This is a genomic window from Nitrospira sp., assembly GCA_030692565.1.
Classification (GTDB): Bacteria; Nitrospirota; Nitrospiria; order Nitrospirales; family Nitrospiraceae; genus Nitrospira_D.
Map to the genome: position 1 here is coordinate 21,699 of JAUYAO010000022.1, position 23,932 is coordinate 45,630.

23 protein-coding genes are annotated in these 23,932 nt (G+C 58.0%); 8 read left to right on the forward strand and 15 right to left on the reverse strand.

The features are described from left to right. Positions 1-23: 23 nt before the first annotated feature. The 10 genes from Q8N04_04850 to Q8N04_04895 all read right to left on the reverse strand — a co-directional run bounded on the left by Q8N04_04850 (position 24) and on the right by Q8N04_04895 (position 10,219). Positions 24-569, reverse strand: coding sequence for a cytochrome P460 family protein (locus Q8N04_04850; GenBank protein ID MDP3089982.1), 546 nt, complete (start codon positions 567-569; stop codon positions 24-26). Between the two features lie 22 nt (positions 570-591). After that, the gene (locus Q8N04_04855; protein ID MDP3089983.1) at positions 592-960 is read right to left on the reverse strand and encodes a hypothetical protein; all 369 of its coding nucleotides are present in this window, start codon (positions 958-960) and stop codon (positions 592-594) included. A gap of 257 nt (positions 961-1,217) precedes the next feature. Then, positions 1,218-1,562: a hypothetical protein gene (locus tag Q8N04_04860; GenBank protein MDP3089984.1), complete on the reverse strand. Its 345-nt coding sequence runs from the start codon at positions 1,560-1,562 to the stop codon at positions 1,218-1,220. A gap of 185 nt (positions 1,563-1,747) precedes the next feature. Next, positions 1,748-4,066, reverse strand: coding sequence for a TonB-dependent receptor (locus Q8N04_04865; protein ID MDP3089985.1), 2,319 nt, complete (start codon positions 4,064-4,066; stop codon positions 1,748-1,750). Between the two features lie 278 nt (positions 4,067-4,344). Further along, positions 4,345-4,653 (reverse strand): hypothetical protein, encoded by a 309-nt coding sequence (locus Q8N04_04870; protein MDP3089986.1) that lies wholly within the window; start codon positions 4,651-4,653, stop codon positions 4,345-4,347. Further along, positions 4,650-5,234, reverse strand: coding sequence for a TlpA disulfide reductase family protein (locus Q8N04_04875; GenBank protein MDP3089987.1), 585 nt, complete (start codon positions 5,232-5,234; stop codon positions 4,650-4,652). Before Q8N04_04875 ends, Q8N04_04870 begins: the two co-directional genes overlap by 4 nt. A gap of 214 nt (positions 5,235-5,448) precedes the next feature. After that, positions 5,449-6,705: a sialidase family protein gene (locus Q8N04_04880; protein ID MDP3089988.1), complete on the reverse strand. Its 1,257-nt coding sequence runs from the start codon at positions 6,703-6,705 to the stop codon at positions 5,449-5,451. A 330-nt stretch (positions 6,706-7,035) separates the two neighbouring features. Further along, positions 7,036-8,139: a TonB family protein gene (locus tag Q8N04_04885; GenBank protein MDP3089989.1), complete on the reverse strand. Its 1,104-nt coding sequence runs from the start codon at positions 8,137-8,139 to the stop codon at positions 7,036-7,038. 138 nt (positions 8,140-8,277) lie between these two features. After that, complete coding sequence (locus tag Q8N04_04890; GenBank protein MDP3089990.1) at positions 8,278-8,517, reverse strand: helix-turn-helix domain-containing protein; 240 nt, start codon at positions 8,515-8,517, stop codon at positions 8,278-8,280. Between the two features lie 85 nt (positions 8,518-8,602). Continuing rightward, the gene (locus tag Q8N04_04895) at positions 8,603-10,219 is read right to left on the reverse strand and encodes a hypothetical protein (protein ID MDP3089991.1); all 1,617 of its coding nucleotides are present in this window, start codon (positions 10,217-10,219) and stop codon (positions 8,603-8,605) included. A gap of 112 nt (positions 10,220-10,331) precedes the next feature. Between Q8N04_04895 and Q8N04_04900 the strand changes: the two genes are divergently transcribed. Further along, complete coding sequence (locus tag Q8N04_04900; protein ID MDP3089992.1) at positions 10,332-10,526, forward strand: hypothetical protein; 195 nt, start codon at positions 10,332-10,334, stop codon at positions 10,524-10,526. A 133-nt stretch (positions 10,527-10,659) separates the two neighbouring features. On the opposite strand, the gene Q8N04_04905 is transcribed toward Q8N04_04900, so the two are convergent. The 5 genes from Q8N04_04905 to Q8N04_04925 all read right to left on the reverse strand — a co-directional run bounded on the left by Q8N04_04905 (position 10,660) and on the right by Q8N04_04925 (position 14,289). Then, a complete protein-coding gene (locus tag Q8N04_04905) occupies positions 10,660-11,625 on the reverse strand; it encodes a transporter (protein MDP3089993.1) in 966 nt (321 codons plus the stop codon). Between the two features lie 199 nt (positions 11,626-11,824). Next, positions 11,825-12,133 (reverse strand): hypothetical protein, encoded by a 309-nt coding sequence (locus Q8N04_04910; protein MDP3089994.1) that lies wholly within the window; start codon positions 12,131-12,133, stop codon positions 11,825-11,827. 4 nt (positions 12,134-12,137) lie between these two features. Beyond that, positions 12,138-12,692, reverse strand: coding sequence for a TlpA disulfide reductase family protein (locus Q8N04_04915; GenBank protein ID MDP3089995.1), 555 nt, complete (start codon positions 12,690-12,692; stop codon positions 12,138-12,140). Positions 12,693-12,720: 28 nt separating this feature from the next. Then, the gene (locus Q8N04_04920) at positions 12,721-13,833 is read right to left on the reverse strand and encodes a transporter (GenBank protein ID MDP3089996.1); all 1,113 of its coding nucleotides are present in this window, start codon (positions 13,831-13,833) and stop codon (positions 12,721-12,723) included. A 150-nt stretch (positions 13,834-13,983) separates the two neighbouring features. Next, positions 13,984-14,289, reverse strand: coding sequence for a hypothetical protein (locus tag Q8N04_04925; protein MDP3089997.1), 306 nt, complete (start codon positions 14,287-14,289; stop codon positions 13,984-13,986). Positions 14,290-14,495: 206 nt separating this feature from the next. Here Q8N04_04925 and secA point away from each other — a divergent pair, with 206 nt between their 5' ends. The 7 genes from secA to ndhC all read left to right on the forward strand — a co-directional run bounded on the left by secA (position 14,496) and on the right by ndhC (position 23,930). Then, the gene (gene secA / locus Q8N04_04930) at positions 14,496-17,228 is read left to right on the forward strand and encodes a preprotein translocase subunit SecA (protein ID MDP3089998.1); all 2,733 of its coding nucleotides are present in this window, start codon (positions 14,496-14,498) and stop codon (positions 17,226-17,228) included. 644 nt (positions 17,229-17,872) lie between these two features. Beyond that, positions 17,873-19,045, forward strand: a complete 1,173-nt coding sequence (locus Q8N04_04935; protein MDP3089999.1) for a hypothetical protein — start codon at positions 17,873-17,875, stop codon at positions 19,043-19,045. A gap of 75 nt (positions 19,046-19,120) precedes the next feature. Beyond that, positions 19,121-20,125: a hypothetical protein gene (locus tag Q8N04_04940; protein MDP3090000.1), complete on the forward strand. Its 1,005-nt coding sequence runs from the start codon at positions 19,121-19,123 to the stop codon at positions 20,123-20,125. Positions 20,126-20,235: 110 nt separating this feature from the next. Continuing rightward, positions 20,236-20,721, forward strand: coding sequence for a hypothetical protein (locus tag Q8N04_04945; GenBank protein MDP3090001.1), 486 nt, complete (start codon positions 20,236-20,238; stop codon positions 20,719-20,721). Between the two features lie 792 nt (positions 20,722-21,513). Continuing rightward, a complete protein-coding gene (locus tag Q8N04_04950) occupies positions 21,514-21,858 on the forward strand; it encodes a DUF433 domain-containing protein (GenBank protein ID MDP3090002.1) in 345 nt (114 codons plus the stop codon). A gap of 468 nt (positions 21,859-22,326) precedes the next feature. Then, positions 22,327-23,550, forward strand: a complete 1,224-nt coding sequence (locus tag Q8N04_04955) for an SAM-dependent methyltransferase (protein ID MDP3090003.1) — start codon at positions 22,327-22,329, stop codon at positions 23,548-23,550. Between the two features lie 8 nt (positions 23,551-23,558). Further along, positions 23,559-23,930, forward strand: coding sequence for an NADH-quinone oxidoreductase subunit A (ndhC, locus tag Q8N04_04960; GenBank protein MDP3090004.1), 372 nt, complete (start codon positions 23,559-23,561; stop codon positions 23,928-23,930). Positions 23,931-23,932 lie beyond the last annotated feature (2 nt).

A 23,932-nucleotide genomic window follows, 5' to 3' on the forward strand; every position in this document is an offset into this window, starting at 1 on the left:
CAACGTCTCACCTCATCCCTCGACTAGCGCGCCATGCGCTTGTCGAAATACTCGTCATAGCGATGCACGAAATCTTTTGCTGCCAGCGGCGCATGGCACGCGCGGCACTTCGTGAAATCTTCGGCCAACGGCTTCCCGTCCGGACCGAAGGCGGAAAAGACCCAGTTCCCGTTTTTCAGATTGTCGGGCACGTCCTGCCCCCACCCGTCGCCTTTGGCCATCACGAACACTTTCCCGAGATCGCCCTTGATGAGCTTGCCGTCCGCCCCCGTCTCCGGCACATCCCCGTTCATCTTGGCTTTGTGCAACTCCATGACCATGACCGTACCGTTAGAAAACATCTGACCCTGGTTCGTGCGCGCGCCGACCTGATTCACAAAGAGCTCGCGTATCTGTTTCGCATCCGGCCGCTGCACCTCGGAGAGGAACTTCGGCCAGGTCTTATAGTCTGCCGGGTACGCCAGTTCGCCGTCCTTCGGCTTCGCCGGCGCCTTCGCCGTCGGAGTCGTCCCCATTTCGCTGCAACCCCACAGGAGCAGCACCATCATGATTGCGATTCCGTGTTTCATCGCCGGCCTCCGTTTCGATGATTTATGATTTCGCTTCCCGTGACCCGCCACGATCCACCCAGGCCTTGCAGCCGATCCCTGAGGCCAGCGCCTGCTCAACCGACGCCGCCAATTGCACCGGCGGAACTCCGTCCGGCTGAGAGCGCACCAGCACCGTACCGTGATCGTTCAAGAACTCGACGGCTTGCACCGCCGGGAAACGCCGCAGCGCCCCTTCGACCTCTTCGCGATGGTACTCACAGAACCGCCCCCCGATTTGGACGATGACCTGACTGGCAGCGGCATCTTTCTGCTCCGGCCCGGTCGCCGCCCGCGACGAATCCTCCGCCTGAACCGGCAGGCACACACTCAAGCCCACAGCCAATCCCACCCCCACGAGACCAAGCTTCATAGCTCCCTCTCCTCTTGGTTGATCCACAGATATTCACCCAATGGCCGAAGCGGAGACTCAGTGGAGAGAGCCTGCGCCCCAGTGGGTCCGGGCAAGGAGGCCGCCATACCCGGACCACACAGATGTTTCGAGACAGACCGGGGCACCCCGGATCGCTCAGGTGGAAGGCGTTCAGTGAAGCTCCGGCCAGACTCCCTCGGGAGACTTATGGCCGCAGCATGAAAACATTGAATTGGAACGAACGCGTCCCGCCTGAATTATCCGAGCGGGAGCACTGGAGGAGCACGAGAGCGGAGGAGTGACACCGAAGAGACTGAAACCAGTTGAACGGGAGAAACAACCGGAACAAGCACGACCGACTCAACAACGTCGGCAGGAGCCGACGCCACTAACCCGCTCTCCGGAGTGGTCTGGCAGACCCAGGCACAGAGAGAGGAGTGTGTCGTCTCGTGACTGTCGTGGTGTTGTTCATGCCCGCCGGCAGAGGCGGACACCGGCAGGGCCAGCGAGCACGTGGCGGCCAAACAGACCAGGGCGAAGTACATCACCGCCGTGATTCCGGCGACGACAGTCCCGAATGATCTGATCGAACGACCGCTCATACGCTCTCTACCCTTTCAGCCTACTCATGTACGCCGATCCCCCGAGACTGTCTACCGATGGCTGCTCACTTGTGCTACAGAATTCTGCGTCGGTTCCCATCAGACTTATGTCCGTAGCGCTTCCTCTATGAACATTCATCCGGACGGGGCCGCCGCATGGCGGCCCCGTCCGGATGACGTACTCCCTAGAACAATCCCAGCGTCACACCGCCATAAATGGCTCGCCCGTAGCCGGCAAAGAAGGCCTGCGATGCGGCGGCTTGCCCATGAGTCTCGCCTGAAATAACCTGGCCGGATGCCGCGTACTTCTTGTCGCCGATGTTGTCCAGTTCCAGATAGAACTTGGCGAACCGGAACCACGAATGCTTCAGCTCGACGTTCTTGTGAATATTCACATTGCCGATCATGTAGGCAGGAATGCCGAACGTATTATTGTTGTTTAAGAAGTAGCTATTGTAGTAGCTCCCTTCCACCCAACCGCCCCAGCCGCTTTCGGCATGGTCATACTCGACCTTGCTGTTCAACACATCAGTCGGCACGTTGGCCACTTTCTTCCCGTCACGCACCAGAAATCCGGCGGCCGTCCGGTCGGAAAAGTTCACGTAACGCGCATCGGTGTGGGTATAGGCACCGGACAGGCGCAAGCCTGATACCGGCCGCCAATCGTACGCGGCCTCAATGCCGCGATACTCAGAGGAGGAGGCATTGATGGACGTCGTGTTGTTCCCGCTGATCGTCTGCGTGATGATCTCATCTTTGAAAAAGACCCAGAACCCGACCAGTTGAACTTTGAGATCTTTCGTGAGCTTCGACTCCGTCCCGATTTCCGTATTGAGATTTTTCTGCGGTTTCAAGTCAAAGTTCGATCCGGGCAGTCCGGTCACCGGATCTCTCGTGAGCTGACCGAACGTCGGCAAGCCATAGCCCGTGGATGCGCGCACCCAATGGCGATAGCCCTCCGCCGGCTTCCAGGTCAGCGAGGCTTCCGGCGCCAGATTGGTGAAGTCCCGGTGGGCATTGGGCCTCGACGAGACGGCTCCCCCCGTATAGTTGATCGTCTCGATGCTCAGATGCGACTGCTCGAATCCCAACCCGGCAGCCAACGTCCATTTCGGGACAAATTCCAGTTCCTCGCGAAACCGGGCTCCGATATTGCGAATGTTCCCCCGGTTGTTTTGCAGCAGCAATCCTCGCGTCCCCTGGCCATCGGCGAGATTTTGAAACGTTTGCCCCTCCTGCTCCATGCTGTTCGCAAAAAACCCGATGTAGCTCTTCAACGGCATGTCGCCGAGGCGGCCATCATGCCGCAAATCGGTGTAGTGCTTGTAGTTGGGGTTGATGTTGTCGCTGATCTGATTGAAGGTCTGATTGATATCCTTCACATCGTAATCGGCTTCCACGGTGAGCACGGTGTTGGCGTTGAGCTGGCGCTCGTACATGCCGCCGACGATTGTCCGGCGGTCGACCCGCTGTTGATGAAGCCGGTCCGCCGTCGTCGCGCCGGTGCCGCCGACCTGCCGGTCGTCGGCGATAAACTGCGCCTGCGTGAGTCTGGTCGGCACACGGGTGTCCAGCCAGTTCGAAATGGCCTTGAAATAGAAATTCTGCTTGTCGTCGATCTTGAATCGCATATTGAAGTTGAGCGTTTGCGTTTTGTATCCGCTGTTCCGGATATACCCGTCTTCCTGAACGTTGCTGGCGAACATGGAGATATCGAGATGCTCGGTCTCCTGGCCGACGGCGAAGGCTTCCTTGTGATAGCCGTAGGAACCGCCGGACAAGAACGTTTCAAATCCGTTGATGTCGCTGCCCTGCCTGGTGCGGAAGTGCACCATGCCTCCGAGCGCGTAGTTGTCGTACAGGGATGATGAGGCGCCGCGCAAAACTTCGACGCTGCGCATGAACCAGGGGTCGTGGATATCCAACCGCGACAATCCATCGGATTGGGTTTGGATAAACCCGTCTTCGTACATCTTGATGTCTCGTACGGCAAAGGACGTCTTTACGCCGGATCCTCGAATCGCAATACTGAAATCCCGCGGCCCGTTCGCCTGCCGCAAAATGATGCCCGGCAGCGACTCCATCGACTCCTTCATCGTGCGTGTCGGCTGCGAATCTGTCTCGGCCTGAATCGTCGCCGACAGCGACACCCCTTCCGGCCGCTTTTGGAATCGCTTGCTGACGATGCTCGTGTCGGCCAATTCATATTCCGGCATGGCTCCGGCTGCCTCGACCGCCTCGGTCTGTTCCGGTTTCGCCTTTTCTGTCACCGTCTTCGGCCGCTCCGCCGGCGGGACGGCACTCTCCCGTCCCTTCTGAAGCTCTTCCAGCTCCTGAAGAATGCCCTTGAGCTGTCCGCGCAGTTCCTGCTCACGCGGCGACGCGGTTGCCTCCGCTAGATTCGGCTCCTGCGCCTGTGCGGGGGCAAGGGGTTGCCCCGCCGCCAACGTTCCGACGACTGTCATGACGACTGCGATCCGACTAACGCACTTCAACGACACCATGGCCCGTACTCCTCTCCCGACAGTGAATGATGATGACACACAGTCCTCCGGGACGGATGAAGACCGCACAGAGGCGGCACAATCCGCGCCAGAGAACGACGATTGAACGATGTGTTTAGTGGTCAGGATGCTCAAAAAGGCTGTCCGGCAAGGCCGCAGCGAGCATGGAGGCGAGGCGTACACAGCGGTACGTTGAGCCTCTATGCGATGCGACCTGCCTGCGCGAAGCGCTTCGGCGAAGGCAGGGAACGCCGCTGGCGGCCTTTTTCAGCATCCTGTTAGAAGCGAGGCGGCGCGCGGGGCTGCGCAAGAGTCGTGAAACACAGAGAGGGCCGGATGGCCCCGACTAACAGGACTAGCGCCGCAAAAGCCAGCGGCTGCGAATCCGGGGCTGCGGATGGACCGTCAACCGGTTGATTGGCCTGGCAGGCCCAGGCACAGAGGGGTGAATGGGTCACCCCGCTGCTCTGGTGATGGGTTGAACGGGGCTGCACCTGATGCGTGAACAGACAGGCCGCGGCACTGACCGACAGCGTCAGATAGACGACGACGGTGGCGAGCGCCAGCGGCAGGGTCCACTTCTTCATTTCGCCTGTTCCATCGCCTGCCGAATCATCGCCACCGCCTCAGGGCTGTCCCACACACGCGGCCCGACCGCCCGCCCGGACAATGTCCCGTCGCGGCCAATCACGATCGTGGTCGGCAATCCGCGCACCATAAAGGATCGCGACACTTCCTGATCTTCATCGAACAGCACCGGCAGCGTGACGCCCAGGTGCGAGAGAAACTGGGCGATGCCTTGACGCTGCAGGTCCGTCGTCACGGTCAGCAGAACGAATTTCTTGGGATCGAGCTGCTGCTGCAAGCGAGCCAGCGACGGCATTTCCTCTTTACAGGGGCCGCACCAGGTGGCCCAAAAATTCACCAGCACGACTTTCCCTGCCAGATCGCTCAACTTCACCCGCGTGCCATCCAGCGCCGTGAGCTCGAAGGGCACGGCCATACTCCCAGCCGGCAGCCGACTCATCTTGAGCGCGGTAAAGGGATCGTGTGCACCACTTGGCTCCGCGACGGTGAGTGCCAAGAATGAGAGTGCGATCGCCATCACAACCCGCAGCGATAATCCTCCCGGCGAAGCCCCCGAGATCGCTACCCGCAGGATGCTCAAAATGGCCGTCCAGCAAGGCCGCAGCGAGTGAAGGACCGAGGAGGTACATACCAAGCTTCGCTTGATCCGCTCGCTTCGATCATCTGCGAGCGGAGAGGTCCTTTGCCTCACGTAATATTCTCCGTACGTTGAGGGTCTGAACGATGCGACCTGCCTGCGCGAAGCGCTTCGGCGAAGGCAGGGAACGCCGCTGGCGGACTTTTTCAGCATCCTGCTACGGCTCCTGTCTCGCGATGGTCGGAGTCGCCGGCATCTGGATCGTTTGCACCACGATCCGATGCGCCGGCATCGCATGCTCCATCCAGGCCAGCGCGGCAAGCCCCTGCGCATTGATGGACAGTGAGGGCGTTTGCCCTTTCTTGTCGTTCAATTTCTGCGGCGCACTGAAGGTCTGCCCGCGATCGAGCGAGACGCTCATCACGATTTCGCGCCGGACCGGCGACTGTTCTTCCCAGACAATGACCAGCCGGCCTGCGGGATCGACCGCCATCTGCGGATGGTCCGGGAAGGTGCCCTTGGAGAGATTCAATTTCTGCTTCGGAGAAAATGTTTCGCCCTTGTCATCTGAGTAGGCCAGATAGATCGAGGGGGTTTCATCCGACCCTTCCGTGTACCAGACCACATAGAGACGTCCCTGACGATCCGTCCCCACTGACGCCGGTCGATGAGGGCAGCCGGGGAAGACCCATCGATCATGGCCGACGATCACCGGAGCTGCAAATGTCCCGCCGTCGTCGGTCGAACGCGCCACGACCGTCTCGCGGAGATCGCCCGGCAGAATCTTTCGCCAGGCGATGTACAGTGTTCCGTCGGGGCTGCTGGTCATCGACGTCCTGCAGCAGACGCACGTACCCTCATCGATCTTGAGATTCTTCTCGACCGTACGACCGTGGTCGCTGGAACGTGTGGCGAACGTGCCGGATTCTTTCTTGCCCTCCCGCCCGTCGATCCAGGCCATGTGGACGACGCCGTCTGGCGCCACGTGGATCGAATCAAAACTGTGCCCGATGACCTGCTGATCGTCATTCACCAACACCGACGGCTGAAAGATTTTGCCGCCATCGGTCGATCGGCTTAAACGGAGATCGTTAGAGAAGGGCTTGTCCGGCGTCATCTTCGGATGGGTCACGGCCCAGGTCATAAGCACTTCATCCCCGGATACGGCCAGCGCCGGCGCCTCCTGGCGGCTATAGGGCACCTCACCCGGGCCGTTCACACGCACCAACTCACCAATTGGAGCCCCGGCCTTCTCGATGCGTGAGTACAGCACCGTGCGAGTCTCCTTCTCTTCCTCGACCCAGGCAAGAGAGATCTGCCCCTGGTCATCGATCCGAACGGAGGGCCCCACGACGCTGCGTACTTTGCGGTCTGTCGTCACTTTGGGGCCGAGCACAAATGTCGGCGCAGACTCGGCCAACGCGATCGTGGCACAGAGCATCAGGCTGCTGCCGACTCCTATGCACCCATACATTGCGCTCTTTACTATGGCGCTTCTGGATTCTGAGTGAGTCGATGAACGCAGAGACCCATTCGGAACGATGCTAGCCTCTCTTGCCTTCCCCTCCTTCGTAAGGAGGGGCAAGGGGAGGTCGAGTCCGTCGGCTACCGTCATCAGCGCGGTGATTCGTGAGCTGCACCGTCGCCCATGAGGCTCTACCCCTCCTTGCCTCCCCTTACAAAGGGGAGGGCGGGGAGCGGCTTGGCCACAAGACGCTGGGAAACTCTGGCGCAAGGGATACTTGACCCACTCGATTTCCTGAAGCACCATTAATATTCGTGTCATGCGTCTCATGGATGGTTCCTATCCCGCAAGGCTATAGACAATCGGCACGTACACCGCGACTTCCGGGGCGCTCAACGCCTGTTTCATATGGATGGGGCAGGCCAGTCGCACCGTCTCCATCGCCGCGCGATCGAGCACGTCGTGGCCCGAACTCCGATGCACTACCACATCGACCAAATGACCGTCGGCGCGGAGGACCACGCGCAACACGACTTTCCCTTCCGATCCGTTCAGACGAGCGGAGCTGGGATAGCGTGTCAGTTCCTTGATGCGCCGGCCGAGCGACTCCGCCAGCCAGGCATTGTCGGCCTTCGTCGCCGGGCGAACGGCAGCCGCGTTGGCGACGACAGGCGCATCGGCATGGTGAGGCGATGCCTGGGCCGGAGCGGCGGCGGCCGGGACCGGGGCCGATTCAGCCACAGCCGGAGCAGATGAGGCGGTCACCGGCTCTGTTGCCCTCTTTGCAGATCCGTCCCTCACCGCCACGAGCGGTCGCCATTCCGGCGCCATCTCTTCAGGAGACGGGTTCTCATGATGAATGACAGGAGCAGACTCCGCGTGATGCGCCGGTGCCGACGCGGGAGGCTCATAGGCTTGGGCTGTCGCCACCGTTTCAACCGGCTGCGCGACTTCTTTGACGACAGGGGCCGGATGAGTCTCGTGCAGGACCGGCTCCGGCTTCACTTCTTCCTTCTTGATGTCTTCTTTCTTTGTTTCTTGCGGCGCAACCGGTTGGACCTTTGCCTGAATGATTTCCGACACAGGTTCCGGCTTAGGCGGGGCAATCGTCGGATGAACGATCTCCGGACTGTACTGGGTCGCCACACGGGTCATGGCCATGTCAGGCGGCGGTTCTACCGGCTGAACAGGCTGCGGGGTCTGAACGGTTCGAACCGGGGTCGGCTTCGCCGGCTGAACCGTCGGCGTGGACTCCGGCGTCTCGGCGTGAGGAACGTCCGGTGAGGGCGGTACGAGCGCGACCTCCCACTGGAAGAGTTCTTCTTTGATGATGGGCTGCGCTTGCATCGCCAACACAAACGCAACACAGAGCGCCAGTCCGTGTACCGCGAACGACACGCCCCAGGCTGAAAAAGGAAACCGGTCCTGCTGTTCCGCCATCATGAAATCATCACCTTGTGAAAGACACCCGCACTGCTCTTGCCTGAGAGAGCCATGGCCCCTCGTTGTAAAGATTGCCTCGCACATCCGTCTACCGACGGATGCTACAAGCCTCCGTCGGCATCGGACATCCTGCCAAACCTAATGGATCGCGCCCCCTACAGGAGACATCCCTCCGTGATGAACGAGCGCGCCCTGCGCCACGTCATCCGTCCGGTTCTGCTCGACGAGCCTCTCGATCGAACGGCTGAACACCCGCAGACTGCCTCGGCCGATCTTGGTGCCTTCCAACCGGCCCTGCTCCACCCAGCGGTAGATCGTCCACCGACTGACGGCCAGCGCTTGCGCCGCCTCTTCGACACGTAACAGTGATTTGTTCATGATCCTCTCACTTTCGGTTGCGGGAAGGAGGCGGGATGCCCCGCCTCCTTCCACATCCCTGGTGATAGAGACTCTATTAGGCCTATTACTCCGGCATCCCGTGATCGTCCAGCCGCTCTGCTAACGCCACCGGCGCCGTAGCCGACCCGCCGGTCAAAGATGACGTCGCCTGATTCCCGGAGGTCGCAGCACCGGAGGCGAAGTACATGACCGCACCTGGATTTCCTCCGACCAACAGGCTTCCCGTTATCTGATGATTGCTGTTGATACGTGACACGGACCCTGTCCCTGCCGTCCCGTTCGACACCAGAACTGCGCTCGCTTGGCCCGTCCCCTGAACCAACACGTCGAAATTGTGCCCAGCGGCTGACAACAGGGTAATCTCCGCCAGCAACTGCGGTGCGGCAGGGAAGGTCGACGGGTTGAACACAAACAAGCGATTCTTTTTCTGTGCAGCCAACTGTGCCGCATTGCCCGTCGTCGTATCAGACGCCAACAGATACATCCGTTGACCATCCGGCGTGAACTTGAAGGTCGAGGGAACCACGTTATCAAGATCCATGACCGGAATGATCACAAGCGGTCCGGCTGCAGCGAGATCGACGACGGCGAGCTTGCCGATGATTTTCGTTGGATCGGCGGCAAGATCACTCCCGCGGAGGAAGAGGAATCTTCCATCGGGCGTGATTCCGTAGGAAGCATAGGGTGTCCCTGCATAACTCAGCCGCCTCGTAATGGCAGCCTTATGATCGCCAGGGCCCGGCACGATGCGCTTGGGATCGACTTCGACGATCTCTTTGTACGCAGTCTGCATACTGTAAATCTTGCCGACGGCCTTCGACCAGCGGATGCCGTGCGGGTTTGAGCCGTTCGCCGTAAACGGAACGGTGATCGCTGTGGCGTTCTCGTTGTCGCAAGCCGCTCCCGCCGGAGTCAGACCTGCCTGGCCCGCATCCGTGCAGAGATCAAGACGGGCAACCAAAGAACGGTACGTGGGAGATGCTTGATTGTTATCGAGAAACGCGATTTGGCCGCCCTTCTCCTGGGTGATGGCGGCGTACTTGGGAATGGTCGCGTCAGTCGCTGTGGGTTGGGAAAACGCCATGACCTGATGGCCGGACGCGAGAGCGCACGTAGTCCCCACAACTTTGGGAGGATTTCCGCCTGGCCCAATGTGGGCATTATGCAAAACCGTGACCGAGGTGCCTGTCGCACAATTGATAGGATCGTTCCCGTTTGTCGGGTCGCCATCGTTCATCGACCACATTACTTCTCCGTCAGTCGGATCCCGATAGATGTGGACGGGTCGCGTGCCCGTAGGCAGATTGCCTTCATGGATCGGGGTCGCGCCGCTGATCGGATCGATGGTTGCCACCTTGTTCCCGGCACCGAGGTTTACGAAGACCCAGTTTTCACTTGAGAATTGCATATCCCCCAACGCATTCCCCTCAAATTCCACGCTGGGCATCGTCGAAACGATCTTCAGATTCCCCTGGGTGTCCGTACCCACCACCGAGATCGTTTTGTCGTCCCGGTTGTTCACGAATGCGATCGGCCCCTGCAGCGCGGCGCTGCCGCTGGAGGTGACGACCGGTGTGGTGGAATCGCCCGAACTGCAACTGACGAGGCCGATGACGGCCAGTCCGAGCAGGCCGGTCTTGGCATACGTTGAATAACCCTTTCTCGCGCTGATGAATCTCATGGTGTGTACCTTCCCCATTTCTTGACGTGATATGTTTCTTGCACCCTTAACAATTTGGATCCCGTTCGCGCGCACTTCTTACCGGCGGGCCGCGAGGGGTGGCTCCCGTTCGATGGGCTACTGTCCGGAGGGACCGGCCTCCTGTATTCGCCAGATATCCGAAGGGATCAGCCTGAGCGCCGGGATTCCTGCCGGCGGATGCCTGCGCATCGACGCCGTCGCAGTGCCATACGCAATGGCTCTGATTGTGCTGGGCATGATGGGATGTCCCTTGCGGGCAATGGGGCGTGGTCCATTGCGGCATTAGACTGCCGTAGGCCGCGGAAACTGATCCCGCCACCCAGAGCAGCGCGCAAAACCCTGCCAGCGTGCGGGCGACCGCCCCCGGCATCACGACCCTTCGATGTTCTGTCGCTCGTGCAAACATTGACTTACGTCGCCTATGACCCGCCCAACAGTTGAAATGATTTCGTGAGTCCGAATACATAACTGACTTGCTGTTCCAAGTTGCCGTTGAAATCCCGCATGACCGGAATCTGCGCGATGAAATACATCGACGCATAATTCCAAAGATTCAGCATGATGCCGGGCGAATAGGCCATGTAGGTGGACCCAGTCGTCGGGACAGAGCGGAACTTCACCGTCGGATCGAGGAGAATGGCCGCGCCGCCCGGATTGAACTGAAACAGGGAGGCGTCCATCGCATCGTTCTGCATCCAGCGATAGTTGACTTGTTGAGTCAGCACGAACCAGGACGCCTGCTCGATTGGAATGATGTTGAACCCGGCGCTGAGATTGACCTCGTCGCCGAATTTGTAGCCATCGCTGTTCTTGAGCGTATGCCGGTAGCTCGCCAAGGCAAACTGGTTCAGTCGATGTGGGATGAGTTCGTAACTTTGATAGATCGACGGGACAAATCCAAAATTACCCTTGCCGATCTGCAAAGTCGATTCGGCCAATGAGGTCCCCTGCACCCGCTGCCCGTAGTCGCCCGTCGGCAGATCGACGCCCATGCCCACCACGATCATGCTACGCAGCGTGGGCAGAACGTTGTACTTGAGGCTGACGCGCACATCGCCGATCCCTTTGTCGCTGTAGGGCACCGGCGTAACCCCGCCGATCTGCGCATCGGAATTCACTTGTTTATACGGCACAGTCACTTGCAGGCCGAAGCGCTCAGTCAACCCGTAATTCATATCCAGCGTGGCGGTGCGCATGAGCGTGCGAATCTGATTCACGTTCAAGTTGGCCAGCGTCAGGGTCTTGCTCCCCTGATTGGAAAACGGGATGCTGCCGCCCTGCCCCGACGGCGCTTCCATCGGCGTGTAGTTATAAATCGCGTTGACGGTCAGCAGGCCGGCCATCGGAACCTGCTGCTGCGATCCGATCACGACAAAGCAGCTCACAGAACCGCACGAGGCCTGAACCGAGCCCGAACGCACGGCCCCCACGCCCAGAAAGAAGATGCTAAGAGAGAGAAGAACGAGCCGCCGGGATCGGGAAAGGAACATCATAAGTCTCACAGTAGTTGAGGTGATGGCATTCGAGGGGCGGTGGGTTTTCCACCGCCTCTCTGCGCGTTACGGTTGTCGTGAATAGAAGAAATTAGCTGAGGAACGCGGGAGGTCCGCGGAAGAAGAGGGAGACGGGTGACGTAGTGGCTACGCGAGCAATGGGCTGAGTATCGGCCAGCTCGACGAACTGCAGGGATGAGCTGAAAACCACCGTCGCCGTGTCGAGGCTCTGCCCGGCGGCACATTCCCAAGCGCACAGACCGGTCGAATGCGTGCCGGCCTGATGCTTCGCATGGTGATCGGCGTGGGCGACCGCCGGTACCGCCAGGAGCCCGTTCACGAGCACGAGGCAGAGCAGCAGCGACCAGACCAACCAGGATTGTTTCAATCTCACCATCATAGGGTTATCGGAGCGACGCGGCCCTGATCGGTTCTTGCTTTTGAATCTTCGCGACCACATCATTGATCATTTGTTCCGTCAGCAAGCCACCCTTGATATATTCCTGCACACGGCCCTGCTGATCGATAAACACGCTCACGGGCAAGCCGAAGACACCGAACTGGTTCGCCACCTTATTGTCGCGATCCATCAAGACCGGAAACGTGTGTCCATACTGCTTGATGTGATCCCGCACCTTGGCATCGTCTTCAAGTTCGTTGATCGCCAACACGACAAATCCCTTATCCCGCAGCTTGTCGAAACTGGCCTGCATGGCCGGCATTTCCGTCGTGCAGGGCTTGCACCAGGTGGCCCAGAAATTCACCAGTACGACCTTGCCGCGATACTGGCTCAGGCTATGCGTCTTGCCGTCGAGATCCACGAGGCGAAATTCATCGACCGGCATGCCGACGGCGGGGACGCGCGACCCCATGCTCCAGCCATCGAGTGAAGGGTATGCCATCAAGGCTGCAACCACCAGAGCCGCAGCCAATGCACTTCGAGATTTCTGTGACCTCATACGATCCTCCTCAGTCATCACTGTCGAACTACGACGGATTCACCATTTGAAATGAGCGGGTGAGTCCAAAGACGAAACTGGTGCCTTGGGCCAAGCTATCGTTCGAATCTCGCGCAAAAGGAATCTGCGCGAAGAAATACATCGAGGTCATGTTCGTCCAGCTGGATTCAACGAGCTGGCCGAGGTTGACCTGAAAGCCTGGAGAAAATGCATGGTACGTCGAACCGGTCGTTGGAACTCTGCGGTTTCTGATCGTCGGATCAACCACCTCCGCCTCGCCAGGAAACCCAGCGTCGGCAGGCGTCAAGGAACGGGAGAGAGAAGAACTAAAATTGTCGTGCACGAGATAACGGTAATTTACTTGGCCGGTCAGGATCAGCCAGGGCGCCGCCACATAGTTCAAGCCGGCGTTGATCATGTACTCATCGCCGAACTGGTACCCGTCATTGTTCCGAAAGGTATGCCGATAGCTGGCTGACGAAAACTGATTCAGCAAATGGGGGATCAACTCGTAGGTCTGATAGATCGTAGGATTCAGCCCAACCTGTCCACGCCCCAGCTGCGTCGGGGACTCCATGATACCTCCCTCACTGTCATGCGCGTGGGTATTGCCGGTCGGGAGGTAGACGCCAAGGCCCAGCACGACCATGCTTCGAAGGGTCGGCAACACGTTGTACTTCAGACCCACGCGGATGTCTCCGATCCCGTTGGCCGAGAACGGGTTCGGATCTCCCTCGCCGTTCGCGCCACCCTCTCCAAGGCCATCGATGTGTTTATGCGTGCGCCACATATAAGGAACCGTCAGCTGCACGCCCAGCCGGTCAGTCACGCCATAGTTCAGATCCAGCGTGGCCTGCTGGGTAATGGTGCGCGTCTCCTTGTGGTGATCCAGAATCATCTGTCGGCTGGCTTGGTCGACGGCCGGAATCACGCCGGAGGTCCCCCCCAAGACTCGCATCGGCGTGTAATTGTAGATGCCGTTGACCGTGAGCAGGCCCGCCTGCGGAACCTGCTGTTGAGACCCGATAACGACAAAACAATTCACCGCTCCGCAAGAGGCTGATGAGCTGGGAGCAAAGGACAGAGAGCTCACGATACTGACAATGGCTGCGGCAAGAAGGACTCGACCGGAAACCTTCATTTCTGTTTAACCTTGGCTTCTTCGCTCTGCACCAACAGGCACATCACGCGACATTCTAAGAGTGGAATACCCGGGACTCTCGCTCTATCTGAACGATTGCTGTTCCCGACTAGATCGGGGTCAACGGACATTCACACAGAGCAGGATGAACTAGATGGTCAAAGAAGCTGGAGGCCCACGAGAGGTCGTTCGATGAAGAGGACTAGTGAGGATTGAAACCGTGCTGTAGAGCTCGGACCACGCCACCGGGGCGAGATCGATGAGATAGGGAGCAGTGCCGTTGTCCAGCACATTCCCGGCCGCGCACATCCAGGCACAGAGGGACGTGCTGTGGGTGGCTTTCTGATGGTGCTGATTATTATGATGTGATTCGTGCGAGATCGACTGGGCCGAGGCCAGCCCCCCGACCACAAGAATACATACAACAAGTAGACAGGCAAGAAGCCGTGTGATCATACCGTGCATCATAACTCTCACTGAAACAGGACCGGCGGGCGGATGGTACTGGAGTGCCGCCGAAAGAGTCAAGCCACCGGCTCAGTCGAAACCCGGTGTCTTCCTGGTAGGATTCGTAAAAAGTTTGCTGTATACTGCGCGGACTATTTTGTGCGGTAGATCGACCTCTCCCGCAAGTACTATCCTAATGCTCGACGACATCCTCTATGCTGACACAACTCCTGAATCTCGTCTTCGGCAGTAAGAACGATCGTGAAATCAAAGCGTTGATGCCCGTTGTGGCGCGCATCAACGACTTGGAGTCCAGCCTTACGCCCTTGTCGGATCAGGACCTGGTCGGCAAAACCCAGGAGTTCAAGAAACGGCTGGCCGACGGCCAGACGCTCGACGACATCCTCCCGGAAGCCTTTGCCGTCTGCCGCGAAATGTCCCGCCGCAGGCTGAATATGCGGCACTTCGATGTCCAGCTCATCGGCGGCATGATCCTGCACCGGGGCCGCATCGCGGAAATGAAGACCGGTGAAGGAAAAACCCTCGTCGCAACCCTGCCGATCTATTTGAATGCGCTCGAAGGCAAGGGCGTGCATCTGATCACCGTGAACGATTACCTCGCCAAGCGCGATGCCCAATGGATGGCGCAGCTCTATCATGCGCTGGGATTGTCCGTCGGCATCATCCAGCACGACGCCTCGTTCCTCTACGATCCTGCATACGACGCGGCCGATAAGCGCTTGCAGTCCCTCCGCCCCTGCACGAGGCGGGAGGCCTATCACGCGGACATCACCTACGGAACCAACAACGAGTACGGGTTCGACTATTTGCGCGACAACCTGATCGTGAGCGAATTGGGCCAGTGCGTTCAGCGCGAACTGAACTATGCGATCGTCGACGAGGTGGACAGCATCCTGATCGACGAAGCCCGCACGCCATTGATCATCTCCGGCCCGACCGATCAGACCACCGATCTGTACTACCGGATCAACTCCGTGATCCCGCAGTTGAAGCCCGAGCACGACTTTACGATCGAAGAGAAGACCAAGACCGCCTCGTTGACGGAAGAGGGCAACATCCGGGTTGAGAAGCTTCTGGGTGTGGACAACCTCTACGATCCGGACAACATGGATCTGGTTCACCACGTCGTCAAGGCGCTCCAGGCCTATGCGTTGTATAAGCGCGATGTCGATTATGTCGTGAAAGACGGCGAGGTCATCATCGTCGATGAATTCACCGGGCGCCTCATGCCCGGCCGCCGCTGGAGCGACGGACTGCACCAGGCCGTGGAAGCCAAAGAAGGCGTGAAGATCGCCAACGAGAATCAGACGCTGGCCTCCGTCACATTCCAGAACTATTTCCGCATGTACAAGAAGCTCAGCGGCATGACCGGCACGGCCGACACGGAAGCCGCAGAGTTCGCCAAGATTTACAATCTCGACGTGAACGTCGTCCCGACGAATCGCAAGATGGTCCGCCTCGACTACGCCGACGTGGTCTATCGGACAGAGAAGGAAAAGTTTGAGGCCATCGTCGAGGAGATCAAGGACTGCAATGAGCGCGGACAGCCGGTCCTCGTCGGCACAATTTCCATCGAAAAGTCAGAGAAGCTCTCCGGCTTGCTGAACCGGAACGGGGTCAAACACAACGTTCTCAACGCCAAACAGCATGAACGCGAGGCGGAAATCGTCGCCCAGGCCGGACGCAAAGGCGCCGTCACCATCGCCACCAACATGGCGGGCCGCGGCACCGACATTCTCCTCGGCGGCAACGCCGACTTCATGTTCAAGCAGATCCTCTATCGCGAAGAAAACCTGCCGGAATCGCGCAAGCTGGAAGTCTTCGAAGAGATTCGCAGCGACTGCGAGAAGAACAAACAGGAAGTCGTCGTCGCCGGCGGCTTGCACATCCTCGGCACCGAACGGCACGAGAGCCGCCGCATCGACAACCAGCTGCGCGGCCGCGCCGGCCGTCAGGGCGATGCCGGATCATCCAGATTTTACCTGTCCCTTGAAGACGACCTCATGCGGATCTTCGCCTCGGAGCGCGTCTCGCAACTGATGCTGAAACTCGGCATGGAAGAAGGCGTGCCCATCGAACATGGCATGGTCACCCGCGCCATCGCCAATGCGCAGAAGAAGGTCGAGGCGCACAATTTCGAGATTCGCAAGCAGCTGCTCGAATACGACGATGTGATGAATAAGCAGCGCGAAGTCATCTATCAGCACCGCCATGCCGTGCTGGCCGGCGAGAATCTGAAAGCCGACCTCCTCGACATGATGGCGGGCATGATCGACTCCGCCATGGCCATCTTCTGTCCGGCCGAACAATATCCCGAAGAGTGGGACATGCCCGGCCTCGTCGAAATGATGCACGGCCAATTCGGGCTCGACATCACGCAAGGCAAGCAGGACCACGGCGATTCGCTCCGCGATCTCGGCCGCGACGCGCTGATCGAAGATCTCAAAAAACTCGTGCACGACGGCTACGAGCGGAAGGAACAGGAGCTGGGCTCGGAGCTGATGCGCTTCCTGGAAAAGACCTTCATGCTCCAGGTCATCGACCACCATTGGAAAGACCACCTCCTTGGCATGGACCATCTGCGCGACGGCATCGGCCTCCGCGGCTACGGGCAGAAGGATCCGCTGATTGAATATAAGAAGGAAGGCTACGACCTCTTCGCCGGCATGATGCAGCGGGTTAAATCGGATGCCCTGGAACGGCTGTTCCGCGTCCAGGCCGTAAAACATGAGGAAGGCGAGCCCGCCCCTGCCGCGCCGCCTCCTCTCCCTCCGGTCATCGCCCGTCCGCAGCCGACGCTGACGCTCAATCGCGGCGAAGCCGCCGAAGCCCCCAAGACCGTGGAGCGGGTCGACGATAAAGTCGGCCGGAACGATCCCTGCCCCTGCGGGAGCGGGAAAAAGTACAAAAAGTGCCACGGAACGTGAAGAGGGGATAGCTGGGCCATGGGGACCAGAGCTTCGTTCTTCGGCATAACGTGACAACCCACCACTACTACTGATCCTCTCCGTTCTTCTCCGAACCCGCCTGTAAAACTGCGCCGAAGCGTCGCAGTGCCGGTGCGCCTGGCCTACAAGGCCACTCGTACCACTACCACGCATGCCAAGCACCGAAGCTCCGATCCCCATCGCCCAGCAAAGGAAGGGGAAGTAGAGGAAAGTCGCAGCGTCCGCTTTCCATCCTGCCAGAGTCTCGGCAGAACCGCGAAGGACACGGCAGTATCATCTGCCGCTGAGAAGGAAGGGGAAGAAAAGCCGCCCTTCAACCTGCCGCACCACTTGGTTCACAGCCCTTCCAGCATAGATCTCTCACTGATTAGAAATAGCGGTCGATTCTGATCGGCATGGAAGCGCTTGATTATGAATGCATTGCGCTTCTCACGCAGCTCTGTATTCAACCGCTACCTGGCGAACTCGCCAGGTGCGCTTGAAAGGTTCGAGTGATAGCGTACCTTGCATCAGCAATCAGATAATCCATTGAATGATATGAGCCCTACACCATTTTGAACATCCAGTGAACTACATCCCATGTGAGTTAACACGATCATCGCGGGCGTAGGGATGGTGACGCCATGAGTCTCGTGCTTCTCCCTGCCGTACCAAGCATAGTTGTTGGGTTTCTATTCATCCTTGCTGGCTCCAGCCTGACGGCGTGCGATCAATCAGATGCCCCTTCGCAAAATGGACCTAATCAGCATCAAGCGGCGGGCCTAACTCTTGATCCGGTTGAGACGCCTGAATTTCTGACAGCTGATTGGCAAGAATCGGTCTCCGGGGAAAACTCCGGCGGCTTGGCTGGCCTGGCACCACACGAACGGCCTGAGATCGCATACTTTCAGGCAGATACTGACGGAGACGGATCACAGGAAGAAGTCTATCTCTGCCGATCAGCCAGAGTCTGCATCAAGCATGACGGCCTCTCATCTCCATCCATATATTCAAACCCGAACTGGCAAACCGTGTCGTTGGTGGCCGTACACGACACCGACGGAGAAGCGGGAAGCGAAATAATCGTGGTAGCTATTTCCAAAGACGCTAGCCTGGCTTGTATCTGCGTCATCCATGAACGCACTGGGGCGGTCGAGAGCTATCGCGCTGCAGGCTGGCACACAGCAAGCATCTTCGCCACAACTGATATCGATGGGGACAAGGCATCTGAGGTGTTCATCTTGGCTCGCGACAACCAGGATGCGCTCCAATGTATATGTGTGATTCACGATCGGGAGCGGACCATTCATACCTATCACAGCCCGATTTGGTCGACACTCGGAAGTTATTACATAGAAGACGCGGACGGACGCCCGGGGAAAGAACTCATCGTAGAAATCAGGGACCGCAACAATAGCTTGGCCTGCGTCTGCATCATTCATGATCAGAATGAGCAGGCTAAAATCTATAATGAATCTCATTGGCATTCAGGAACGGTAAATCAACTAGTGGACACGGACGGGCAACCCGGCATGGAGATAGTTGTTTCTTATACATCGGAATCGGCAAATGGGATTGCGGTCATTCATGACCGGGAAGAATCGATCAGTGATTACAGTTTCTCTGGTGACAATCCAACCATTCAGCAGGTTGCTGATTTCGACTCAGCGAAAGGCGCTGAACTCTGCGTCCTTCTTGCCAATAGGGACGCTCTGGTTCTGATCGCTGACAGAACGCACGAGCAAATGTCCGTCGGAGCATGTGGGCCATTAGCAGATCAAGACCAACTACCCCACAAACCCAAAGGCCTTACTTAGGGAAGAAGCTAGATGCTCATTGAGGCAGATACCCTGTATTCGTTCAGCAATGCTCTCACGCAAAGGAGGTTGGTGATGAAACGCCTTAACATCTCCCTTGCCACAGCATGGTTGGTCTTCTCGCCGGTATGGGCTTTGGGAAACAATAATCTTGTTGCTGGTGGAAGCGGGGCCTTGCCTTCAACAACGTGGGAAATCAGAAATAATGCAGGAGGCCTCATCTCCTCGGGGAGCCTACTTGCTGCCCGTCTCTACCAGTGCGGCGTACGACTTTCAACGGGTAATATTTTCCTGGGAGGGGGAACGTCATCGGCGAGCACCTGGGGAATTCGGAATTCTAGTGGCGCCCTTGTCTCCAATGGCAGCATGGCAGCAAGCCGAGATAACGGCTTTACCTGCACCGTCCTCAGTGGCGGGAATATCTTTATCGCTGGAGGACAAGCAACCCCTAATGGCTGGGAAATACGCAACGGCTCAGGTGCTTTCGTGAGCACAGGAACTTTGAATGCCTCTCGCAAGGATCATACAGCAACATTGCTTTCAACCGGAAACGTCCTCATTGTGGGTGGCTCCATCTCTACCTTTAGTTGGGAGATTCGCAATAGCGCTGGTGGGCTAGTGTCAAGTGGAACACCTTTTGCGACTCGGTGGAATCACTGCGCCGTTGAACTAACCAACGGTAATGTGTTCATTGGGGGCGGGGGCGGCTCGTTGGGCTCCTGGGAAATCCGCAACAATGCGGGTGGTTTGGTCAGCACAGGGTTCTTCTGGGCAAGTCGGGATTTTTACTTCACCTGTAACCGTCTCTTGAACGGGAATATTATTGTCATAGGGGGACAAGCCAACTTGCAGAATTGGGAAATCCGCGATCAGAACGGCGCACTTGTCTCGAACGGGACGCTATGGGCGAGTCGCTTTGGACATGGAGCTCAGGTACAGTCGGACACGGGCAATGTCCTGATTACCGGCGGGAATTCATCGGCGGGAACTTGGGAATTGCGATCATCGACGGGTGCACCGATAAGCAACGGAACCCTTCAGCGCAACCGAATTCTCGGGCATTCCCTGACGCAATACTAATCCGTTATTGCAATCGATACATCTGGGGGAAGCTTGTTTGGATACAGGAATAAGAGTCGCAGCGGTATGTGCTGGCCAGCAAGAGAAGGGGCCACCCTTCCTCTGAGAGCATGAAGACCATGATTATGCATGTCCTGCTTGCCCTTCTGGTCCTATTGACCCCGCTATACGCGAGAGCGAGCGACACTGTTTTGATTGTCAACGTGCTCGCCCAGCCAGAAGCTTTTCATGCCCGCACCGTTCTGTTTTCAGGGACGGTGCGGGACGTGACCATTCTTCCGCAAACCGACGAGGACATTCGACTAAATCGGGCTGATGGAGGCACACTTGACTTGCCACAACGGTGTTACTTTGTTCACCCCGCCTATCAATTCACCCTCGACGATGGAACAGGGGCTCTCGTCATCTCTGTTCGGCCAAGATTCCCTTGCGTTCCTGGACAGCCCCCCCTCGCACCTCTCTCCATCGAAGATGGCGATATTGTATCGGTGGACACGTTTATACAGATCAAACCCGTTCCCCAAGGAGCTTCCCTCTTATCCATAGAAGCCATCGCCTCACGGATCATCAAGAACGCCCACCAACTTCTTCATTAACTGGTATACAAAGTGGAGATGTTCGGAACGGGAGGATCTATCCTGCCGAAGTCTCGGTGGGTACTCACTCATTCAACGAAAGGCACACCATTCAGCAAATAGGAAATACCGATCGATCTCAAGGGGATGAAATATGCGTGCTCCTACCCTCTCTCGAAAAGCTCGTGTTAATCACTGATCGAGTGCACGAGCAACGAGTCGTTGAATCCTGCGGGCAATCACAAAGATCATCGGCTCAGGGATGATCAAATACCTGCGAATTGGGTATCCGTTTTACCCATCGTAGCTTCCCTTCCAATTTACGCGAATCGAAGTTTGGAGAAAACAGTAAGGAGACATCACTGACGACCTCAACGTTGTCACCTACTGCAAAATCCGTCATCAGGGGTTTCGCCGGCAACGAGAACTCATTTTGACATGTCCCATGGTCGACGATTGCGAGTTCTCCAGTTGTATCATTAAGCGTAAAGATGTATGAATCATCAGCTGGCCCGCAACCACCGGTGTGTGGGATTCGTTCTAAGGCCTGGACAACACCCTGTAGACGTACGACCCGCAGATTGAAGGCTTGAGGATTGGCGAGAATCGATTGAATCGGGATGGGCTCTTCACGCACAAGTTCCGTGGCATCTAAGACAGGCAGCCACAGGCTACAACAGCCGACAAATATAATGACGCACAGCCTCACTCGCATACAAATCAGTATACTTCGAAATGTAGACAAGCCTAGCGTTGCAACAGAGAGCAGATTAGAAGTTGCCTTCGATTTCGGTTGGGATTACGATAAGTTTTATGAAGCTGAACGAAATGCGTCCAAATCTGCTGTCGAGCGCCCCTTCAGGAGCGCTCCATGTTGCCGGAACGCGGGTCACCATTGACTCCATCGTTCAGGGCTTCCTCGACGGCGCCACTCCGGAGGAGATCTGCCAAGACTTTCCGGCCCTCGCCTTGGCTCAGGTTTACGATGTGCTGGCCTTTTACCTTACTCACCAGCTTGAGGTCGAAAGCTATCTTCGAGAGCAGGCTCAGGTCACGGCAGAAATCCGGAAGAGTCTAGAAACTACCCACACCGCATTTGTGACAAACCTCCGACAACGCCTCGCAACGCGCCGCTCAGCTGCGGCCCCCCACGCGTGACTCCGAGAGACCAGGTCATGTTTGGCGCTTGCGGATATCGAGAGGGGCACTCATCTCGTTCGTCAACATCTTGTAGCCTGCACCTTTCCCCGACCTCCCCTTTGTAAGGGGAGGCCAGGAGGGGTAGAGCGCCTCACTGGAAGCGGTGGTCAGACAGTTCCACGTGCCCCTGTGGCCGCCCCCAGGCTTCGACCTCCCCCTCGCCCCTCCTTACGAAGGAGGGGTTGAAAGGGATGGGCAGCATCATTACGACTGCGCAACCTCGTTCCTGTACCCACACAGAACCCGGAAACGCCTCATTTTTCTTCCTCTCTGACAACCCTGCGACAACAAGGCAGCATCGACTGCCAGACGTCTATCCACGGTTCTCTTTCTGCCTGATTCTGCCTTGACTTAGCGAAGCCTGGAAGGCTACTCTAGCCCACTTTTTGACCGTCTCGACGGGTGAAGTCTACCGGTCGTGGATTGGTGTATTCACTGACGCGCCTTGTCAGCAGAGAAACGGACTTCTTTGTGACGATCGGGCATCCTGAACTCGTTGCCGCCATGACCGCCGAGATTGCCGCCTCGGGGCCGATACCCTTCGTCCGTTTTATGGAACTGGCGCTCTATCATCCCCAATTCGGCTACTACATGCGTCCGCCGGAGTCCGGCGCCGAGCGCATCGGCTGGTCCGGCGACTTCTATACCAGTTCAGACGTCCATCCGATTCTCGGCCAGGCGCTGGCGAAACAGGCGCGACAGCTCGATGCCATCCTCGGACATCCCGATCCCTTCACCGTCGTCGAGATGGGACCCGGAAAAGGCTTACTGGCCAAGCATTTCCTGTCGGCCTGCCGCGTGAATCCGGATGACTCGTTCAGCCAGCGCCTCCGCTATGTCCTCATTGAGCGCAGCCCGGCGATGCAGGATTTGCAACGCCAGAATCTGTTACACGGGCTCTGTGAACCGGGCCGCATTACCTGGCTTGAAGGACTCGATTCGCTGGCAGAACGGAGCGTCACCGGCCTGTGCTTCAGCAACGAATTGCCCGATGCGTTTCCGGTCCACCGAATCCAGATCGAGAACGGCCGGGCGCAGGAAATCTACGTCGACTATGACGGCACGACATTCGTGGAATGTCTCCGCCCCTTGTCGTCGCCGGAGATCCACGAGTATCTGGACAACCTGAAGCTGACGCTTCCGGACGGCTACCAGACGGAGATCAACACGGCTGCGGTGCGCTGGATGGAACAGGTCGCCCGCGCGATTGACCGCGGCCTGGCGATTACAATCGATTACGGCCACACCGCGCAGGATCTCTACGGCCCCGATCGCGCGAAGGGAACGCTGCTCTGCTACTACTCGCAGATGACCTCGGAAAATCCTTATGAGCGGGTCGGTCTCCAGGACATGACCTCCCATGTGGACTTTTCGACCCTCGCCACCGTCGGCGAAAAACAGGGTCTACGCGTGACCGGCTTTACCAATCAGATGAGCTTCCTGATGGGGCTCGGCCTGGAAGACGTTCTCTCGAAGATGGATCCCGAAGGCGCCGAGTTTCGCGCGGCCATTCATCTGGTAAGACCGGAAGGGATGGGGCGCACATTCAAGGTGCTCATTCAGCATAAAGGCATCGAGATGCCGACGCTCGACGGACTGGCCTTCAAGCCGTTCTTCGGATCCGCATTGACGTTGCATCACGCAGCCTAAGGGACGCTATGGGAAACGCCGCAGTTCCAGCGAACTATCTTCCGATCCTCCTGTTTATCGGGATCGCGATCGCCTTCGGCGCCGTGTCGCTGCTGGCGGGGTGGTTCGTCCGGCCAAGCCGTCCTTACCGCGCCAAGTTGGCTCCTTACGAAAGCGGCAGCCCGTTGTTTCAGGATGCCCGCGTCCAGATCCCGATGCGCTATTACATTATCGCGATGCTGTTCGTGATCTTCGATATCGAGATCGTCTACATGTTTCCCTGGGCCGTGGCATTTTCAAAGCTCGGGTTCGTCGGACTCGCGGAAATGGTGACCTTCATCGGCATCCTGGTCGTCGGATTCTGGTACGCCTGGAAAAAGGGAGCACTGGAATGGGACTGAAG

Bases quoted from the DNA above. Each gene is read 5' to 3' on its own strand.
- Q8N04_04900 (MDP3089992.1), top strand. From the start codon at position 10,332: ATGGGCTACTGTCCGGAGGGACCGGCCTCCTGTATTCGCCAGATATCC.
- Q8N04_04915 (MDP3089995.1), bottom strand. From the start codon at position 12,692: ATGAGGTCACAGAAATCTCGAAGTGCATTGGCTGCGGCTCTGGTGGTT.
- Q8N04_04950 (MDP3090002.1), top strand. From the start codon at position 21,514: ATGAAGCTGAACGAAATGCGTCCAAATCTGCTGTCGAGCGCCCCTTCA.
- ndhC (MDP3090004.1), top strand. From the start codon at position 23,559: ATGGGAAACGCCGCAGTTCCAGCGAACTATCTTCCGATCCTCCTGTTT.
- Q8N04_04895 (MDP3089991.1), bottom strand. From the start codon at position 10,219: ATGAGATTCATCAGCGCGAGAAAGGGTTATTCAACGTATGCCAAGACC.
- Q8N04_04865 (MDP3089985.1), bottom strand. From the start codon at position 4,066: ATGGTGTCGTTGAAGTGCGTTAGTCGGATCGCAGTCGTCATGACAGTC.
- Q8N04_04870 (MDP3089986.1), bottom strand. From the start codon at position 4,653: ATGAAGAAGTGGACCCTGCCGCTGGCGCTCGCCACCGTCGTCGTCTAT.
- Q8N04_04920 (MDP3089996.1), bottom strand. From the start codon at position 13,833: ATGAAGGTTTCCGGTCGAGTCCTTCTTGCCGCAGCCATTGTCAGTATC.
- Q8N04_04855 (MDP3089983.1), bottom strand. From the start codon at position 960: ATGAAGCTTGGTCTCGTGGGGGTGGGATTGGCTGTGGGCTTGAGTGTG.
- Q8N04_04945 (MDP3090001.1), top strand. From the start codon at position 20,236: ATGAAGACCATGATTATGCATGTCCTGCTTGCCCTTCTGGTCCTATTG.
- Q8N04_04935 (MDP3089999.1), top strand. From the start codon at position 17,873: ATGAGTCTCGTGCTTCTCCCTGCCGTACCAAGCATAGTTGTTGGGTTT.
- Q8N04_04850 (MDP3089982.1), bottom strand. From the start codon at position 569: ATGAAACACGGAATCGCAATCATGATGGTGCTGCTCCTGTGGGGTTGC.
- Q8N04_04880 (MDP3089988.1), bottom strand. From the start codon at position 6,705: ATGTATGGGTGCATAGGAGTCGGCAGCAGCCTGATGCTCTGTGCCACG.
- Q8N04_04890 (MDP3089990.1), bottom strand. From the start codon at position 8,517: ATGAACAAATCACTGTTACGTGTCGAAGAGGCGGCGCAAGCGCTGGCC.
- Q8N04_04860 (MDP3089984.1), bottom strand. From the start codon at position 1,562: ATGAGCGGTCGTTCGATCAGATCATTCGGGACTGTCGTCGCCGGAATC.
- Q8N04_04940 (MDP3090000.1), top strand. From the start codon at position 19,121: ATGAAACGCCTTAACATCTCCCTTGCCACAGCATGGTTGGTCTTCTCG.
- secA (MDP3089998.1), top strand. From the start codon at position 14,496: ATGCTGACACAACTCCTGAATCTCGTCTTCGGCAGTAAGAACGATCGT.
- Q8N04_04925 (MDP3089997.1), bottom strand. From the start codon at position 14,289: ATGATCACACGGCTTCTTGCCTGTCTACTTGTTGTATGTATTCTTGTG.
- Q8N04_04910 (MDP3089994.1), bottom strand. From the start codon at position 12,133: ATGATGGTGAGATTGAAACAATCCTGGTTGGTCTGGTCGCTGCTGCTC.
- Q8N04_04885 (MDP3089989.1), bottom strand. From the start codon at position 8,139: ATGATGGCGGAACAGCAGGACCGGTTTCCTTTTTCAGCCTGGGGCGTG.